The organism is Acetobacter sp. DmW_136, from assembly GCF_008690365.1.
GTDB lineage: Bacteria > Pseudomonadota > Alphaproteobacteria > Acetobacterales > Acetobacteraceae > Acetobacter > Acetobacter oryzifermentans.
The window spans coordinates 108,342-126,093 of the sequence record NZ_VHON01000005.1; the positions used below are offsets into that span (position 1 = coordinate 108,342).

19 protein-coding genes are annotated in these 17,752 nt (G+C 53.7%); 5 read left to right on the forward strand and 14 right to left on the reverse strand.

Features of this window, described 5'->3' with window-relative positions:
- Nucleotides 1–9: 9 nt before the first annotated feature.
- From mltG to FKW31_RS01300, 10 genes are all read right to left on the reverse strand, one after another.
- A complete protein-coding gene (gene mltG / locus FKW31_RS01255) occupies nt 10–1,044 on the reverse strand; it encodes an endolytic transglycosylase MltG (protein WP_150177261.1) in 1,035 nt (344 codons plus the stop codon).
- Complete coding sequence (fabF, locus tag FKW31_RS01260) at nt 1,034–2,344, reverse strand: beta-ketoacyl-ACP synthase II (protein WP_006115244.1); 1,311 nt, start codon at nt 2,342–2,344, stop codon at nt 1,034–1,036. The genes mltG and fabF overlap by 11 nt, the downstream gene beginning before the upstream one ends.
- A gap of 63 nt (nt 2,345–2,407) precedes the next feature.
- Nucleotides 2,408–2,647 (reverse strand): acyl carrier protein, encoded by a 240-nt coding sequence (locus FKW31_RS01265; protein WP_003628807.1) that lies wholly within the window; start codon nt 2,645–2,647, stop codon nt 2,408–2,410.
- Nucleotides 2,648–2,950: 303 nt separating this feature from the next.
- Nucleotides 2,951–3,694, reverse strand: a complete 744-nt coding sequence (fabG, locus tag FKW31_RS01270; protein ID WP_150177263.1) for a 3-oxoacyl-[acyl-carrier-protein] reductase — start codon at nt 3,692–3,694, stop codon at nt 2,951–2,953.
- Nucleotides 3,695–3,716: 22 nt separating this feature from the next.
- A complete protein-coding gene (fabD, locus tag FKW31_RS01275) occupies nt 3,717–4,661 on the reverse strand; it encodes an ACP S-malonyltransferase (RefSeq protein WP_150177265.1) in 945 nt (314 codons plus the stop codon).
- 172 nt (nt 4,662–4,833) lie between these two features.
- Nucleotides 4,834–5,346, reverse strand: a complete 513-nt coding sequence (locus tag FKW31_RS01280; RefSeq protein WP_150177267.1) for a YdcF family protein — start codon at nt 5,344–5,346, stop codon at nt 4,834–4,836.
- A gap of 29 nt (nt 5,347–5,375) precedes the next feature.
- Nucleotides 5,376–6,635: a bifunctional 2-polyprenyl-6-hydroxyphenol methylase/3-demethylubiquinol 3-O-methyltransferase UbiG gene (locus FKW31_RS01285; protein WP_150177269.1), complete on the reverse strand. Its 1,260-nt coding sequence runs from the start codon at nt 6,633–6,635 to the stop codon at nt 5,376–5,378.
- 17 nt (nt 6,636–6,652) lie between these two features.
- Entirely contained in the window at nt 6,653–7,402 is a 750-nt protein-coding gene (locus FKW31_RS01290) for a glycine betaine ABC transporter substrate-binding protein (RefSeq protein WP_150177271.1), read from the reverse strand.
- 201 nt (nt 7,403–7,603) lie between these two features.
- Complete coding sequence (locus FKW31_RS01295) at nt 7,604–7,966, reverse strand: hypothetical protein (protein WP_006115252.1); 363 nt, start codon at nt 7,964–7,966, stop codon at nt 7,604–7,606.
- 213 nt (nt 7,967–8,179) lie between these two features.
- Nucleotides 8,180–9,241 (reverse strand): lipid A deacylase LpxR family protein, encoded by a 1,062-nt coding sequence (locus tag FKW31_RS01300; protein ID WP_004449120.1) that lies wholly within the window; start codon nt 9,239–9,241, stop codon nt 8,180–8,182.
- A gap of 379 nt (nt 9,242–9,620) precedes the next feature.
- On the opposite strand from FKW31_RS01300, the gene FKW31_RS16595 reads away from it, so the two are divergent.
- Nucleotides 9,621–10,298 carry a cold-shock protein gene (locus FKW31_RS16595; protein ID WP_006115255.1) on the forward strand — a complete coding sequence of 226 codons (678 nt, stop codon included), beginning with the start codon at nt 9,621–9,623 and terminating at the stop codon, nt 10,296–10,298.
- A gap of 107 nt (nt 10,299–10,405) precedes the next feature.
- Here FKW31_RS16595 and smpB read toward each other — a convergent pair whose 3' ends face one another.
- The 4 genes from smpB to FKW31_RS01325 are packed head-to-tail and all read right to left on the reverse strand — an operon-like array spanning nt 10,406 to nt 13,451.
- Nucleotides 10,406–10,912, reverse strand: a complete 507-nt coding sequence (smpB, locus tag FKW31_RS01310; protein WP_006115256.1) for an SsrA-binding protein SmpB — start codon at nt 10,910–10,912, stop codon at nt 10,406–10,408.
- Nucleotides 10,912–11,802, reverse strand: a complete 891-nt coding sequence (gene dapA, locus FKW31_RS01315; protein ID WP_150177273.1) for a 4-hydroxy-tetrahydrodipicolinate synthase — start codon at nt 11,800–11,802, stop codon at nt 10,912–10,914. The genes smpB and dapA overlap by 1 nt, the downstream gene beginning before the upstream one ends.
- Nucleotides 11,803–11,812: 10 nt before the next feature.
- Entirely contained in the window at nt 11,813–12,709 is an 897-nt protein-coding gene (locus tag FKW31_RS01320; protein WP_150177275.1) for a prephenate dehydratase, read from the reverse strand.
- 7 nt (nt 12,710–12,716) lie between these two features.
- On the reverse strand, nt 12,717–13,451 hold the full coding sequence (locus FKW31_RS01325; RefSeq protein WP_150177277.1) for a 3-deoxy-manno-octulosonate cytidylyltransferase: 735 nt from the start codon (nt 13,449–13,451) through the stop codon (nt 12,717–12,719).
- A 107-nt stretch (nt 13,452–13,558) separates the two neighbouring features.
- On the opposite strand from FKW31_RS01325, the gene FKW31_RS01330 reads away from it, so the two are divergent.
- From FKW31_RS01330 to FKW31_RS01345, 4 genes are all read left to right on the forward strand, one after another.
- A complete protein-coding gene (locus tag FKW31_RS01330; protein WP_089178937.1) occupies nt 13,559–14,077 on the forward strand; it encodes a cytochrome c family protein in 519 nt (172 codons plus the stop codon).
- Nucleotides 14,074–14,871: an inositol monophosphatase family protein gene (locus FKW31_RS01335; RefSeq protein ID WP_035351407.1), complete on the forward strand. Its 798-nt coding sequence runs from the start codon at nt 14,074–14,076 to the stop codon at nt 14,869–14,871. Before FKW31_RS01330 ends, FKW31_RS01335 begins: the two co-directional genes overlap by 4 nt.
- A gap of 103 nt (nt 14,872–14,974) precedes the next feature.
- On the forward strand, nt 14,975–16,234 hold the full coding sequence (gene serA, locus FKW31_RS01340; RefSeq protein WP_006115262.1) for a phosphoglycerate dehydrogenase: 1,260 nt from the start codon (nt 14,975–14,977) through the stop codon (nt 16,232–16,234).
- Between the two features lie 2 nt (nt 16,235–16,236).
- Nucleotides 16,237–17,748, forward strand: a complete 1,512-nt coding sequence (locus tag FKW31_RS01345; protein ID WP_150177279.1) for a YifB family Mg chelatase-like AAA ATPase — start codon at nt 16,237–16,239, stop codon at nt 17,746–17,748.
- Nucleotides 17,749–17,752: the final 4 nt, after the last annotated feature.

Below are 17,752 nucleotides of genomic sequence, written 5' to 3' on the forward strand. Positions count from 1 at the left end.
GGAAGGCGCTTAATGCGTATTATGCTGCCGAAAAGCAGAAACATTCCGATTATGTTCAGCCAGAGTAGTGGAAAAATTATGCCCACCATTGCCATTGGCCACAAAGAAAAGCGCATCTCCACTGGCAGGATGTGCTGCCGCTTCTAATGCGGACATGCCGGGCGAGCAGATAGGCCCGGGAGGCAACCCTGTAACAACATATGTATTATATGCGTCTGGCGTAGCAAGATCAGTGCGCGTAAGTGCGCGGCCCAACGGCGGGTTACCATGTGTTATGGCATAAATCACGGTTGGATCTGTTTGCAATTTCATGCCTTTTTGCAAGCGGTTTAGAAAAACACGTGCAACCATGGGCCTTTCTGCAGGTAAGGCTGTTTCTTTTTCTATCAGGGATGCCAGAACAAGCAGAAGCTGTGGGGATGGTATCATGCCATCAAGGGCTGGATCATGCTTTTGCCAGACAGTATCTAGCGCCGTTTGCATGGCGTTTTGCGCACGTTTTACAATATCCGCACGTTCGCTATTCCGCAGGTAATTATAGGTTTGCGGTAATGTGCTGCCTTCTGTGGGCAAGGGTGTTTCGCCCTCTAAAAAAGGAGCAGAGGCAATAACAGCTTGGATCTGACGAGCAGAAAGTCCTTCAGGAATGGTCAGCTTATGTAAAACAGGTTTACCATGCCGCAGAATAAACAGCACATCCTGCATGGAAACATGCTGCGGAAAATGCAGTTCTGCTGCGTGTAGCTGGCCGCTTTTACGTGTAAGAGAAATGGCCGTGACAAACAGCTTATCTGTGAACCAGCCAGATGGCAGCACCTGCGCGTGTTGCAGTGCATTTAAGGTGCTGGCGTAACCACCGTGTGGCACAACAACATCCGTAGCTTCTGGCAAAAGCCCCGGTTTTATATAGCTATACCATGCAAAAAAACCTGTTCCTCCCCCTGCTAATGCAGAAAGAAGAAACAGGCCCCCTAGCCATTTCAGGGCAGCACGACCTTTTTTGGCAGGCTGTTTTGCAGGCTTTCTTTTTGGTTTAGACGCCACGCACGATCAGGCTGGCATTTGTGCCGCCAAATCCAAAGCTGTTAGAAAGAGCCACGTTGATTTCCCGCTGCTGCGCTGTATGGGCAATGCGGTCAATCACGCTTTCACGCGATGGGTTATCCAAGTTCAGCGTAGGCGGCGCTACGTTGTCCCGAATAGCCAGAATGGAGAAAATGGCTTCTACTGCACCAGCCGCGCCAAGCAAATGGCCTGTGGCCGATTTGGTGGAAGACATGGCCAGCTTACGGGCATCATCACCAAACAGGCGTTCAACAGCTTCCAGCTCAAGGTCATCCGCCATGGTGGAGGTGCCGTGGGCGTTAACATAGTTGATGTCTGCCGGGGTAAGATCTGCACTTTTCAGTGCAGCGCGCATGGCACGGTATGCCCCGTAATGGCCTTCTGCCGGTGCGGTAATGTGGTATGCATCACCAGACATGCCATAGCCGATAATTTCGCCATAAATTTTGGCGCCACGGGCTTTGGCGTGTTCATATTCTTCCAGCACCACAACGCCGGAACCTTCACCCATTACAAAACCATCACGGTCTTTATCCCATGGGCGGGAGGCTTTTCCGGGGGTGTCATTAAAGCCGGTAGATAGCGCACGGGCTGAGCAAAAGCCAGCAATGCCCAACGGGCAAACGGTTGCTTCTGCACCACCAGCTACCATTACGTCGGCATCACCAAACATGATAATGCGCGCGGCATCACCAATGGCATGCACGCCGGTAGCGCAAGCCGTAACAACTGAATGGTTTGGCCCCTGAAAACCATATTTGATGGAAACATGGCCAGAAACCAGGTTGATGAGAGCGGACGGGATAAAGAACGGCGAAAGACGCCGCGCCCGACCTTCATGCACGGTAATGGAGGCATCATAGATGGTTTGAAGACCACCAATGCCAGAGCCAATCATTACACCGGTGCGGCATTTATCTTCTTCGGTTTCGGGTTTCCAACCAGAATCCTCCACCGCTTCCGTTGCTGCCACCAACCCCATGTGAATGAAGCGGTCCATTTTGCGCTGGTCTTTGGGGGAAATCCACTCGGAAAGTGTGAGCTTTCCTTCTGCGGTCGGCCCTTCCGGCACTTCCCCAGCCACATGGGCCGGCAGATCGCTTGGGTCGAACTGCGTGATTCTACCAATCCCGCTTTCGCCTGCAATCAGACGTGACCATACGTTTTCAACACCCAGACCCAGAGGTCCGACGATGCCCATTCCGGTGACGACTACCCGTCTCCGTCCAGAATTTACTCCGGCCGACTGCAACAAACCAGCCCGCTCCCTGTTCTGCACGTATATGGTCCCTCAAATAGTAGAGGGACCCACAGTTCCGTTAAACGCAAAATTACCTGAAAATCAGGCAGCTTTTTGCTTTTCGATGTAATCGATAGCATCTTTAACGGTGGTGATTTTTTCCGCTGCATCTTCCGGGATTTCGACATTGAAGGCTTCTTCAAACGCCATCACCAGCTCAACGGTATCAAGGCTGTCAGCGCCCAGATCATCAATGAACGATGCATCCGGTGTGACCTTGCTTTCCTCGACGCCGAGATGCTCGACCACGATTTTCTTAACCTTATCAGCGATTTCGCTCATCTGTCTTTGTATCCCATAGGCCCGGTTTTACATGCGGGCAGGTTGTTCTGGTGCCTGCTCTACCACAATCCCTATTGGTGGAAGAATAGAAAACAGCACTGCTTCCGTTATTCTTCCCCAGCAACAGGGGTTGCGGGCGCTTAGCACGTTTTTTCATCACAAGCCAAGGCAAACCGGAAAAGTCTTTCTTCCGCCCCCTTGATTATGCGCGTGTTTGCATAGTCTGTCTGCCACATCTGAAAGTATTTTGCACCCTCTCTTCTGCGCAGACATTCTAGAGGCCAAATTTAAGGGAGAACTCCCTTAAACCATTGCCATGCCGCCGTTTACGTGCAGCGTGGTGCCTGTAATCCATGCGGCTTCGTTTGATGCCAGATAGAGCACGGCAGAAGCCACATCTTCTGGCTGGCCCAGGCGGCCCAGTGGAATCGCACCCAGCAGTTTTTCTTTTTGCGCATCGGGCAGAACGTCTGTCATGGGGGTAACAATAAAGCCTGGGGCCACAACATTTACCGTAACGCCACGCGAACCGGCTTCCTGCGCCAAGGATTTGCTCATGCCCACAATGCCTGCTTTTGCAGCCGCATAGTTGGCCTGCCCAGCATTGCCGGTGGAACCGATAACAGAGGAAATATTGATAATACGCCCTGCCCGGCGGCGCAGCATGCCCTTAAGTGCGGCACGGCACAGCCGGAAAGGAGAGGACAGATCAACGTTTAGAACCTGATCCCAGTCTTCATCTTTCATGCGTAGGGCCAGCATATCGCGCGTAAGGCCCGCGTTGTTGACGAGAATATCAACAGGCGCCCCAGCAGCTTCTTCCGCTTTGGCAATAAGGCCATCGGCTTCTGCTGGATCAGAAAGGTTGGCAGCCACGTAAAATGCACGCCCTTCCCCCAGTTCTTCCGCCTGCTTCTGCAACACGGCTTCACGCGTGCCAGACAGCACAACCTTTGCACCCTGTGCGTGCAGCAAACGCGCAATGGCGCTGCCAATACCGCCTGTTGCGCCTGTAACCAGTGCGGTTTTTCCGTCCAGTTTGAACATAATTTTTGTTTACCCGCTGTTTTTACAAAGTTTTCAGGAAAGATTCGATATCGGCTGGCGTGCCCACAGAAAGGCCAGATACTTCGGAATCAATGCGCCGCACCAAGCCAGAAAGCACCTTGCCTGCACCAATTTCTACAAATGTATCCACACCCATGCCGACCATAGCGGCCACACTTTCCCGCCAGCGCACACGGCCAGTAACCTGACGCACCAGATTTTGCCGAATCGTATCGGTATCCGTTTCGCGCTCGGCTGTTACGTTGGCAATTACGGGCACAATCGGGGCGGTAATGTCAGCTTTGGCTAATGCTTCGGCCATCACATCTTCTGCTGGCTTCATGAGCGAAGAATGGAATGGTGCAGAAACCGGCAGCTTGAGTGCGCGCTTGATCTTCAATTCTTTGGCGATAGCAATGGCTTCATCAATACCTGCAATCTTGCCGGAAATAACAATCTGGCCGCTGCCGTTATCATTGGCAATTTCTACATCGCCTTTGGCAGAGGCTTTGGTGCAGATATCTTCTGCCTGTGCCAATGTTACGCCAATCAGGGCCGCCATGCCGCCTTCCCCAGCGGGAACGGCTTTCTGCATGGCCTGCCCGCGCAGCCGTAGCAGGCGTGCGGCTTCTGCCACACCAAAGGCACGCCCCGCGGCCAGAGCAGAATATTCCCCCAGAGAATGCCCAGCAAGCAACGTAACTTTGCCAGCAAGATCCAAACCGCCATCCTGTTCCAGAACCCGCAGAACAGCCATGGACACAGCCATAAGTGCAGGCTGAGCGTTTTCTGTGCTGGTAAGGCTTTCTATCGGGCCTTCAAAAATGATTTTGGAGAGTTTTTCGCCCAGGGCGTCATCAACTTCTTCAAAAACAGAACGCGCCGCAGGAAAAGCCTCTGCAAGCTCCTGCCCCATGCCAACAGACTGGCTGCCCTGTCCGGGAAAAACAAATGCGTAAACGGCCATGATACTCACTGTTCCAAATTTTTCCTTGCCAAACGGATGGAAGCCACCTGCTTTGGCAAGATCATGAACTGCACGGGCTGCTTTCTATGCTTTGCGCAATATGGCGGCCCATAAAAAGGAAGCCACGCAAAACGCAGACCGGCAGGAAATCGGGAGCAGAATACGGCGCAGTTTAACGCCGCACAATACGCCAGCCCAGAACAAGCAGTGCATCCCAAGGCAGGGCAAGGCATTCATGCGCGATACGTAGGAGTTTTTTGCGCATGTTGGGAACATGCGGCTGAGCACGTAAAAATGGCACGGACTGCACTTTCCACCCCGCAAGACGCATGAGCAAAACACAGCGAGGCAGGTGCAAAGGGCTGGAAACAACCGCTATGGGCTGAGCCGTAAGATACCCTGCCCGGCGTAGCAGATGCGTGCAAGCAACAGCGGAATCAAACGTACCTGCCGTGGGCTCGGGCAGAATATATTTTGGAGCAATACCAGCCTTTAACAGGCAGGCGGCCATAACGTCTGCTTCCGTCTGGCCATTTTGTGGCACGCCACCTGTAGGAATATACATAACAGGCTCATGCGCAGCGCCAAACATAAGCGCAGAATGCACTCTGTTTAACAGCGCAACAGACGGGCTGCCATCCGGGTTGAGGGCTGCACCAAAAATAATGACGGGCAGTGCTGACATTTCAAATCTCTTTCCCGCAGAGAATGTTTTTAAGCCGGTGGACGTAAGAGCACGCGGTTCAGCCGTTCCAAAGTAGTAAAACCTTCTGCCCACACTTTGCGAAATTTGTTTTCTGAAATACCGCGAGGTGCCACGGCTTCTGCCAAAGCACCAACAGTACGTTCACCATCAATCAGGGGCAGGATGCCGCGCATTTGTGGTGGCAAGGGAATGGGTACAACCAATGTGCCAAAAGCAAAAGGCAGCGTGTGGTCTGGCTGCATCTGCTTGGCCAATTCTACCCCCGGTATTTCACGCATGATTGGCACGGCAGAAAAATTCATGGGGTCTGGCGGCGTAATGCGTGCGCCCTTGCGGACAACATAAGCAACATGAGTGGGCATATTACCTGCAAGGTCTTCCGCTATGGCAGCCTGCTGTTGCCACGGCAGGCTGCTTATGCGCGCGCGCAGGCGTGGATCTGGCAAAAACAGGGTTGGATCATACCGTGCCGGTTCCATTAAGCAGGAAGGTTCCAGCCCTGCTTTGCCCAGAAAATCTAAAAACTCTGTAACGGTATAAGCGCGGTCTCTTGGGTTCAGCAGCAGATCGTATAAGCCTGCATCACCGCCAGAAAGGTGATCTCCAAAGTTGCCGTTCTGCCGCAACCACGCAGTGGCAGGCAGCGTGCGCATCACGCGGCGTGCCATATCGAGCCGTGTTTGAGGAGATTCGGAATGAGGCGCAATTTTTTCCAGCGCATCCTGCACCATGTAAACACCTGTGCGCCCATAAGGTGCATAGACCATCAGCCCCATGCCACCACCGGGTGCGAGGTGTTTTTCTAACATGGCTAATGCGGCATCAGGATCTGGGAGATGATGCAGTACGCCACAGCAATCAATATAATCAAAAAGGCCCAGATCCAGCGCATCCAGTTCTGTCAGAGAGCCCTGAATGAAGCGGATATTTGCCAGCTCCCGCGTTTGCGCCCGCGCTTGCGCAATGGAAAGCGCCTTTTGGGAGCGATCTACACATACAACCTCACCGGGGCGTCCGGCACGTTGCAGGTGTGTTGCCAGCATAATGGCACCATCCCCGGTGCCGCACCCTGCCACCAATGCCCGCAAAGGCTGGCTTTGCGGCCGTTTGGCACCAAAAACCCAGTAGTCAATTTCCCGCAAATGGCTGGGGCTGCCTATTAAAAGGCGCTTGGCCTCATCCTGCGGGTTTCTTTCTGGGTATGGATACGCCTCATATTGGGCGGCTAGGCTGGAATCGTGCGTATCGGCGGGGGATTGATCTGTCATGCTGGCGCGGCCTTTCCTTAGCGGGGCAGCAGTTTGCCGCGCTGCCAGGCTTCTGCTGCTTCATCGGCTGTCATGCCTTCAACACGCATGGCGTAATCCATGGCGCTGATAATTTTGGCGCTGAGCATCAGCTCATCCAATTCGTCCAGAAGATCTTGCTCCATTTCATCCTTGATTTCTGCACGGATCAGAATGCGCGCGTCCTGTTCGCCCCCCAGTGCATTTTTGGGATCGTTCAGAATACGGAAACCGCCAATGTGGAACAGAAAGCAAGGCTGAAACAGTGGCATCAGCACCAGTTCTTCCCGCTTGAGGGCAGCGTTCAGTTCTGCCAGTGCTTCTTCATCCGGCAACACTTTCAGGCTGAAGCCGGCGGTATCCAGCCCATACTGCTGCAACACTTTTTCCATGTGTTTTTGCAAAGATTCAGGCGTGATAATCGTGCGGGAAAGTTCTGGCCCAGCCTGTGCTACGTCATCCAAAGATGTCAGCGGCGTATCTTCTGCAGAAATGCAGCAATGAGCTGCGGGACGAAACAGATTGCCAAGCGGAAGAATACCGGGGGCCAGCATGCTCGCATCTTCATCCGGCAGCCATGCAGAAACGTAAAAATCAACCTCACCCTTTTTGAGCATGTCTGTCAGCACGTCTTTAGGGCCGGTTACAATATCCGGCTCTACATCATTGGCTTCCAGAACGCGGATGATTGCTGCTGCCGTAGCCTCATGCACGGTGGTTTCGGGGTATGCGAGGGTCAGGCTTGTCATCTCAGGATCCTTTCAGATCTACTCGAACTGGTGATGGTCTGCGTAGTCCTTGCAGCAGGAGAAACCCATGAGGCAATCCCTGAAATGGAAATAACAGGATTTCTTAATGATTGGGTGCAAGGCTGAGGGCAAAAAAAAGCCGCCCTTCCCTTGGAAGGGAAGAAGGCGGCCAACCGGAATGCATAACTTAAACAGGGGTGTTTAAGCGGCAACAATGCCCTGTTCGCGCGGCATGACGGGGCGGATCATGTTCAAGGCATCTGCAAAAGTGTTGAAGCTGCCCAGTTTATTATCACGGATAGCATCCATAACAATCCAGCGGTTGCCGTGGCAGTAAATCTGGTAAGCAGGATCTGGAGTTTCGCGCACCCATACCACAACGTAACCAGCAGAAATGCCGGCCTGCTTCTGTTCAGACACAAAAACATCTGCATCGCAAATGCCCATGGGCTGAGCAGCCTGCACCCAACGGGTAAGGTAAGCCTGCTGGCGGGATGTGATTTCCATCTGGAATGGAATGATCTGGCAGGTGTGTTGCTGAGAAGATGCTGTTGTGCGCGGCATGGTTTCTTTTATCCCCTGACAATCCCGGTTCGGTCTTGATGTTTGGAGTGTAAAAGAGCTGCAGCGCGCTACGCTACGAGAAAACGAATGTTAACGCCTCAAAAGCAGGCAGGTTTGAGGCTTCGTGACGAAAAAAACACAAACGCACACAAAGTGCACAATTTTTATGCCTGTTTTTTGTGCAAATGACTTTCTGTGGTGCAGGAAAAAGAATCAGAACTTTGCCGAAACCATTAATGAACCATAGTTAAACAGGCCAGACTTGGCTGTGGTGAACTGCTGCGTCTGCCAAACCTGGCTGTAGGAAATGCGCAAACCGCAGAACATGAAGGCCAAACCGGCATGAATTTCACCCACATCCCACTTTTTAATCACGTGTAGGGAATTGCTGCGCATGGTGTTGCCTTGCAATGAGGCATCATACCCAACGGCTTCACCCGTTACGCCACCAAAGATGTACCATGAAAAGGGACGCCGCGATTTATAGGCATCCGTACCATCTGTGCCGGAAGCCTGAATGGTGGGTGTGCCGAAATCACTATCCAGCCCCTGCCCGATCCGGAACACATCACCAATGCGGCCATAAATCTGATAATCACCAATGGCGGCGGCAGCAGATGGCAGCATGTCAAACTCTACGCCAAACACATGCGCCAAAGGCAAACGCCAGATACGCCCGCCTTGCACCTGAAAGATGGGCTGATTTTTAAGCTGATGAGACCAGCCCTGGTTTTTGGTATCACCAATCAGGCCGTGGAATCCATTCTGGAGCTGCTCGCCCAAGCCGCCCGGCCCCATAATACCAAACTGAATGCCAAATACGCTGCGGGTTCTGTCCGTATCATTAATAAGATTCACGGTGCCCAGCAGCAGGCTGGAATAAGGCCTGTCATTAATACGCGCAGTTTGAGCCTGCCCCGGAGCCCACGGGCTGGAAACCTGTGTATTGCGTGGCGTGAAGATAAGCTGTTGCAGGCCAATGCTAATACGCTGCACGCCTTCCCCCCAAATGGCCTTGTTAATGGCGGCAATGGGGGTGGGCAGCGTATTGGTGCCAGATGTCCAGTTAAAACGCAGGCCACTGGTATAATATTGGTCCGATGTGCCTTTTAGGGTGGTGATGGCATCGTTCTCACCCTGAAGGGTCCATGTGCCTTTGTTGTCAGAGGCAGGAGTCGCTTTGGCGGAAGAAAGAGAACACACGGATGCCCCTGCCAGCATAAGAGACGCAAGGGCAAGGCGCCGTGCGCGAAGCCGTTTTAAAACTACGGGCATGCTTTTTCTTCCATTTGGCCATGTGCGGGCATGATTCTAGGCTGTTCTTAATGGATAATACCCGCACAAGAAAGCCCGTTTCCCCTTATCCTGTCTGGCTGTGGCTATCATGCCAACGTCAGACCTCTATGGGCGCAAAGGTATCACATAACTGTGAGATCAAGAAAAGTGTGTGAAACTCCCGCCAATTTCATGCTTTCCTATAGTCGCACGCTGTTGGCTGTGCTACGGAAACAGTGGGCGCATTTGCAGCTTTCAGGAACGGGAACGGTGGCGTTTTCTTCAAATTACGTAAACCTGTCAACCCATTCCGGCAAACTGCCCGTTTTTCAATATCGGGAGAAGCTTCAGCCTTCTCCGTACTCCAGGATCAAGACCGTTGAAAAGTAACAGGACCGACCGCAGCTCTCGTTTTCCTCGCCGCGGCGGATTTGATGACGATTACATGTCCATGCCTTCCTTTGGTGAGCGCCCTGCTTTTGGTGGCGGTGACCGTGGTGGATTTGCACCGCGCCGTGGCGCTGGTGGTCCGCAGGTTGTGGCTTCCGGGCCGGAAGTTGGTGCAACTGTTAAATGGTTCAACAGCGAAAAAGGCTTCGGCTTTGTTGAACTGGCAGATGGCACCGGTGATGTATTCCTGCACGCCAATGCACTCTCTCAGGCAGGCCATCAGGGTGTAAGCCCGGGTGCGACACTGGTTGTACGGATTGGCCAGGGCCCGAAAGGTCGCCAGGTTGCGGAAGTTATTTCCGTTGACGAAAGCACCGCCCAGCCAGAACGCCCCCGTGCACCGCGCCCCGGTTTTGGCAGCCGTCCGGCTGGCCGCCCTGCCCCGGATCTGTCCATGGCTGAAGACACACGTGGTACCGTAAAATGGTACAACTCTGTCAAAGGTTTTGGCTTCATCACACCGGAAAGCGGCGGTAAGGACATTTTTGTTCACGCTTCTGCTCTTGAACGGTCTGGCCTGAGCGCACTGAACGAAGGTCAGGGTGTAAACGTAAAGGTGGTTCAGGGCCAGAAAGGCCCAGAAGCTGCTGAAGTTTCTCCGGCCTGATCCTGATTTTAGAATTAGGTTTCAAGAAAAAACCCCGGTTATGCCGGGGTTTTTTTATGGGTTCTAGCTTGAGATTGTGTCCGTTTTTATAAAGTGGACGGGAACGTTTAGTAGTCCCCTTTCCCCTTATTTCGGATTAAGCGCGCTTTATCACGCTGCCAATCTCTGTCTGCAATGCTCTGCCGCTTGTCGTGGGTTTTTTTGCCAACGCCTAAGCCAAGCGTAACTTTAGCCAAGCCTCTCTCATTAAAATGCACATTCAATGGCACCAAAGTTGCGCCCTGTTTGGCAATGGCGCCTATAAACTTACGCATTTCCTTCCGGTGCATCAGTAATTTACGTGGTGCACGCGTATCAAAACGGGAAAGAACGCCCCCCTGATATTCAGGAATATAGCTGTTAAACAGCCATAGTGATCCATCCCGTTCACCAGCAAAGGCTTCGTTAATGGTGGCACGGCCAAGGCGCAGGCTTTTAACCTCGGCACCTCTTAGTACAAGCCCAGCTTCAATGGTTTCCAGAATATTATAATTGAAGCGCGCCTTACGGTTTTGCGCCACCATGCCATGAGAGATCATGGAACTTTTGGCAGATTTTCCCGATTTTGAACTCATCAGTTTAGTAGCCCGATATCAACAAGGGCCGCACGAACCTTCTCGCGAGAAGGTTCGGTGAGGGGGGCAAGCGGTAGGCGGCAGGTTTCACCAGCCAGCCCTAACAGGCTGGCGGCGTATTTGGCCGGAGCCGGATTGCTTTCACAAAAAAGCGTATCATGCAAAGGCAAAAGCTTATCCTGAATAGCAATGGCATCCTGCACGCGGCCTTCCTGCCATGCTTTTTGCACATTGGCACACAAAGCAGGCGCAACATTGGCGGTTACACTAATGCAGCCATCGCCCCCGGCAGCCAAAAACGCCACAGCGGTACCATCTTCCCCAGAAAGCTGGTTAAAGCGCTTTTCTACGGCGCGGCGCACCTGCAATGGGCGCAGAAGGTTGGCTGTGGCATCTTTTACACCAATAATATTTGGGTGCCGTGCCAGACGCGCCATTGTTTCTACGCTGATATCAACAATGGAACGGCCCGGAATATTGTAAAGAATAACCGGAATAGAAATGGCATCCGCAATAGCCATGTAATGCCGGTAAAGCCCTTCCTGCATGGGTTTGTTATAATAAGGCGCCACTACCAATACAGCGCTTGCTCCAGCTTTTTCTGCGTACTGAGCCAGATCTACGGCTTCGGATGTGCTGTTTGATCCCGCACCCGCAATAACAGGAACGCGGCCCGCTGATACTTTAATGGTGCGTTCTACAACCGCGTGGTGTTCAGCATGAGAAAGGGTTGGGCTTTCTCCCGTTGTGCCAACGGCGCATAAGGCAGATATTCCCTCACGGATCTGCCAGTCCACCAGTTTTTCGAACGAGGCAAAATCCAGACTGCCGTCCCGGTTCATGGGGGTAATCAGCGCGGTAATAGACCCGGAGAAAAAGGTATCAGACATGGGCAGTCACTTATCCTGAAATGGCATGTACCGGCATACTGCGCGGCGTGTCCTGCCCTTCGGCAGAGGTATGCTGGCGGAAGGGCGATTGAGGGTAGACACCTAGAATTGTGGTGTTCTGTGCAAAAAAATCAAGCTCAGCCAGTGCTTTACTCAAGCGTATATCATCTGGATGTCCATCAACATCCAACAAAAAGCGGGAGGCGGCAAAGGTTTCACCAGACATGTAGCTTTCCAGCCGGGTCATGTTAACGCCGTTGGTGGCAAAACCGCCCAGTACTTTATACAACGCGCCGGGCTGGTTTTTGACACTGAAGATGAGTGTTGTCATCACATTAGGGGTTTCAACCGGCGGACGATCTGCCGTGCGGGAGGTAATGTAAAAACGGGTGGTGTTGTGGTCTGCGTCTTCTACATTCTTTTTAAGAATGTCCAGCCCGTAGAGTTCTGCTGCCAGAGCAGATGCCACAGCAGCTTCTTCCGGTTTTTTCCATAGGGCTACCAGTTCCGCAGCTCCTGCCGTATCAAACTCGGCCACAGGTTCCAAATTGTAATCACGAATCAGGTTTCGGATTTGTCCTAAAGCTACCGGGTGGGTATGTACACGCCGCACCTGCTCCATACGCGTGCCAGGCACAACCAGCAGGCAGTGTTCTACCCTTTGAAAGTGCTCTCCTACAATTTGCAGGCCAGAAGCAGGCAATAGGGAATGAATATCAGGCACACGTCCGGCCAAGCTGTTTTCGCACGCCAGCATGGCCAGTTCTGCCCGGCCCTGATGCACGGCATCAATAGCATCGGCAAAGGTACGGCATGGCAGGGTTTTCCATCCCGGCTTGGCATTACGGCAGGCCAGATCAGAATACGCGCCCGGTGTGCCCTGAAAGGCGATAACCTTTTGTGTCATGCCTCAATTATGCTCCAAATGCACGGCGTGCACGTTCCAGATCTTCTGGTGTATCCACCCCAAATGGTGCTGATGCAAGGCGTGTGCAGCCAATACGCATGCCAGCTTCCAATGCACGGAGCTGTTCCAGACTTTCCCGCTTTTCCAAACCGGATGGTGGTAGGGCTACAAATTGTGCCAAAGCTGCTCTGCGCCACCCATAAACACCAATATGGTGCCATAGCGGCCCATCACCCCATGGAATAGGTTGGCGAGAAAAATAAAGAGCGGGCGCTATTTGTGCATCCCCTGAAAAATCACAGGCGACCTTTACCACAGAAGCCGCGTTTTTTTCTGCATCCGATGTTACAGGTGCGACCAATGTGCCAACATCGTACATCGGGTTGGCCATAACGCTCATAACGGCGCGTAGGGCTTGCGGTTCAAATGTCGGCAGATCACCTTGCAGGTTCAGCAGCACATCATATTTGTCATCGGGGTCAAAGGCTTGAGTGGCCTGCCATACTCTGTCTGACCCGGAGGGGAGGTCAGGATCTGTTAGAATCGCGGTGCCACCTGCTGCGGTTACGGCATCATAAATTTCCTGATCCGCTGCGGCCACCACAACCGGGCCAATATTGGCGGCCATGGCGGCATCCCACACACGTAGAACCATGGGGCGGCCAGCAATGTCTGCCAGCGGCTTTCCCGGCAGGCGTGTGGAAGCAAGCCGAGCAGGTATGACAACAAGAGAAGAAACCATCAGCTTGCTCCGAAAAGCGGCTCGTCTTATAGCCGGTTGAAAGCGGCGCGCAGTTTATGAAAGCTGCACGGTAAACGCAACCGGCAGAAAGTGAGGTGCCTCCCGGCATGGATGGTAGGTTTCTGAACAGAATAGCGGTTTCCGCCTTATTAAGTGCGGGAGTGTTGGCAACATGTGTGTTTGCCGCCCGCAGTACTGTGCCAGATACAACCCCTGCCCGCCCTGCTTTTTCCTTGCCGGGGTTGGAGCCTGTACCTATCGCTCCGTTTATGGCGCAGGCCAATGTGCAACGTGGTGGCGCAACCGTAAGGCAGGTTTGCGCACAGTGCCACGCTTTGGCTGGTGGATCTGCGGAAAACGCTGGGCCACCGCTGGCCAGTGTTGCAGGGCGTGCTGTGGCATCCTGCGCTGGCTACACTTATTCTACGGCTTTGCAGCAGCATGCAGGCCAACACTGGACAGACCAGATGCTGGCAGATTGGCTTATGGCCCCTGCCCGCTTTGCGCCCGGTACACGTATGTCACTCACCGGCATACCTGATCCCGCCCAGCGGGCAGATGTTATTGCATTTCTTCATACTCTCGGCGGGCAGGCTGCGCCCGCACAGGCAGGATGCACACCATGACACATTCGGAAGAACTCGGCCTTTTTACAGATGTAGCAACCATGATGGCAGATGCCGCCCGCACGGTTGTTCGCCCGTGGTTCCGACGAGATGTGGCGGTGGACGATAAAAAGGATGAAAGCCCCGTAACCATTGCGGATCGCAGTGCGGAACGGGTGATGCGCGCCATTCTGGCCGAGCGCTTGCCAGATCATGGCGTGTTTGGTGAGGAGTTTGGCCATGAAAACGCAGCGGCTCCGTGGCAATGGCTGCTGGACCCAGTTGATGGTACGCGATCCTTTGTAACGGGGCGGCCCATGTTTGGTACGCTTATTGCCCTTTGCCATCATGGCGTGCCGGTGCTTGGGCTGTTGGATCAGCCGGTGCTGGATGAGCGCTGGTTGGGCGTGAAGGGCCAGCCTACGCAGTTTTTTTCACCTCTGGGCGGACGCCCTGCTACACGCCAGAACGTGGCGTTAGAAGCAGCAGAAATGTCCTGCACCTCCCCCGAAATGCTGGAACTGGCCCCGCATACAGGTTGGAAAACCCTAAAAGCCTGCGCCAAACGCATGACATGGGGGGGGGATTGCTACGCCTATGGTCTTCTGGCTTTGGGGCAGATTGACCTGATAGCCGAATGTGACATGAATCCGTGGGATTGGGCCGCCCTTGTACCTGTTATTGAAGGTGCCGGTGGCACCATAACGGCGTGGGACGGTACGCCCTTGCGGATGGATGGAGACCGCACAGTTCTAGCTGCGGGTTCGGCCCCCCTGCATCAGCAAGCCGTGGCAACTTTGCAGGCAGATCGCTAGATTTCGGCGTCATTTCTTTATCTCTCATGCGGCAGCCCTATCAATTTTGTGGTTTTTGAGATAGGTCTGCGGCTCGGCACAACAGCTATTTGGTCGGTTCTACATGAGCACAAGCACGCACCTGTCTCTCCCCAAGGACAAGATCCGCATTCTGCTGCTGGAGGGTATCCACGACAGTGCCGTCGCCCTTCTTAAGGCCAGCGGTTATGAAAACGTTGTGCGTCATAAAGGCGCGCTGGAGGGGGATGCCCTCAAAGAAGCGCTGGAAGGTGTGCATATTGTCGGCATTCGTTCCCGCACGCAGCTGACAAAGGACGTGCTGGATGGCGCAGACCGGCTTATGGCCATTGGCTGCTTCTGTATCGGCACCAATCAGGTTGATCTTGAAGCCGCGCGTATGAACGGTATTCCCGTTTTTAACGCACCTTACAGCAACACACGTTCCGTGGCGGAACTGGTGATGGGCGAAATTGTTATGCTCATGCGCCGCATTTTCCCCCGCTCTGTGGAATGCCATGAGGGTAAATGGTCTAAATCCGCTCATAATAGCTGGGAAGTGCGCGGCAAAACGCTGGGTATTGTCGGTTATGGCTCCATTGGCTCCCAGCTTTCTGTGCTGGCAGAAGCCTTTGGCATGCGCGTGGTGTATTACGATGTGGTGGACAAACTGGGCCACGGCAATGCGCTACCAGTAGAAACGCTGGAAGACCTGCTGGGGCAGAGCGATGTGGTGAGCCTGCACGTGCCACAGTTGCCCACAACCAAGAACCTGATGGGTGAAGCCCAGATCAAGGCGATGAAGAAAGGATCTTTCCTCATCAACAACGCACGCGGCAACGTGGTTGATCTGGATGCCTTGGCAGAAGCGCTGAAAAGCGGCCATCTGCTGGGTGCCGCTATTGATGTGTACCCCAAGGAACCCAAAGGCCCGAACGACAAGCTGGAAACACCATTGCAGGGGCTGGATAACGTTATTCTTTCCCCGCATGTTGGTGGTTCCACCGTGGAAGCGCAGGAACGCATTGGCGTGGAAGTGGCGCGTAAGCTGGTGGAATATTCCGATGTGGGGTCCACCTTTGGTTCCGTGAATTTCCCCGGCGTACAGTTGCCGCAAAGCCCACGTGGCACCCGCTTTATGCATGCGCATCGCAACGTGCCGGGCATGATGATGCGCCTGAACGAAATCTTCATGAATGCAGATTGCAACGTTACGGCGCAGTTTTTGCAGACGGATGGAGAAATCGGTTACGTGGTGATTGAAGCCGATACCGGCGGCAGCACGGAACTGGATGATCGTCTTTTGCAGGCATTGCGCGGGCTGGAAGGCACAATCCGCGCACGCTTGATTTACAAAGGTAAATAAGCGTGTCTATCGGGGCGGGAATACTCAATTCCCGCATCCGAAGCTTTGCTTTTTGCGGCATAGAAGCCCGCCCCGTTTGGGTGGAAGTGCAAATTTCCAGCGGTTTGCCAGCCTTTTTAATGGTTGGCCTGCCGGATAAAGCCGTGGCAGAAGCGCGCGAGCGTGTGCGTGCGGCACTTACTTCCATTGGGCTTGCGCTGCCCGCCAAGCGTATTCTGGTTAATCTGGTTCCTGCGGATATTCCCAAGGAAGGATCTCATTTCGATCTTCCCATTGCGTTGGCATTGCTTACCGCCATGGGCGTGATACCGGGTGAGGAAGTGGCGCGTTATGCCGCTTTAGGTGAACTTTCCCTAGATGGACGGCTTAACCCTGTTGCGGGTGTGCTTTCTGCTTCTCTGGAAGCATCTTCCATGAATCTGGGTTTGGTGTGCCCTGCGGCGCAGGGGCAGGAAGCCCTGTGTGGTGGAGATATTTCCATTCTGGCCGCACCAGATTTGCTGGCGCTTATCAACCATTTTAACGGGCTACAGGTTTTATCTCCCCCAATATTTTCCGCGCAGGAAGATGAGCCAGTATCTGAACCCGATCTGTCAGATATACGCGGGATGGAAACAGGCCGTCGCGCGCTGGAAATTGCAGCGGCAGGCGGACATTCCCTCTTGTTAAGCGGGCCGCCGGGTGCGGGTAAATCCATGCTGGCAGCGCGTTTGCCTAGCCTGTTGCCAGATCTTTCTGTGGTGGAAAGCTTGGATGTCTCGCGCATTTATAGCGCGGCGGGCTTGCTGGTAGGCGGTCGGCCTATCAGACGTCCTCCATTTCGTGATCCGCATCATTCAGCCAGCCTGCCTGCTTTGGTAGGCGGAGGTGCGCGTGCGCGGCCGGGCGAAATTAGTTTGGCGCATCGGGGTGTGCTGTTTCTGGACGAATTGCCAGAGTTTTCTCGTTCTGCTTTGGAAGCGCTGCGGCAACCGTTGGAAACTGGCCAGATCAGCATTGCACGTGCTGCCGTGCATGTCACCTACCCTGCCCGCTTTCAGCTTATTGCGGCCATGAACCCCTGCCGTTGCGGTTATCTGGGTGATGCCAGCCGGGAATGCAGAAAAGCCCCGCGCTGTGGTGAGGATTACATGAACCGTCTTTCTGGCCCCTTGTTGGACAGAATAGACATGCATCTTGCTATGCAGCCCTATGAACCGCTGGGATATATGGCCGGTCCTCCGGGAGAAAACAGTGCAACAGTAGCAGAGCGTGTGCGGTGTGCCCGCCAGATGCAGTCAGAGAGGCAAGGTGTGCGCAAAAATGCAGAAGCCGCTTTGGAAGATTTGTGCGTATCGGCAGAAGCGCAGAATATGGCGCAAGCTATAGCGGCCAGATTTCGTTTTTCAGCACGCGGCTATACGCGCATGTTACGCGTGGCGCGCAGCATTGCTGATCTTGCTGCTGAAGCAGATATTCAGCCTCAGCATGTGGCAGAAGCAGCTACCTATCGCAGCCGGAGTTCTGCTCATTAACCCC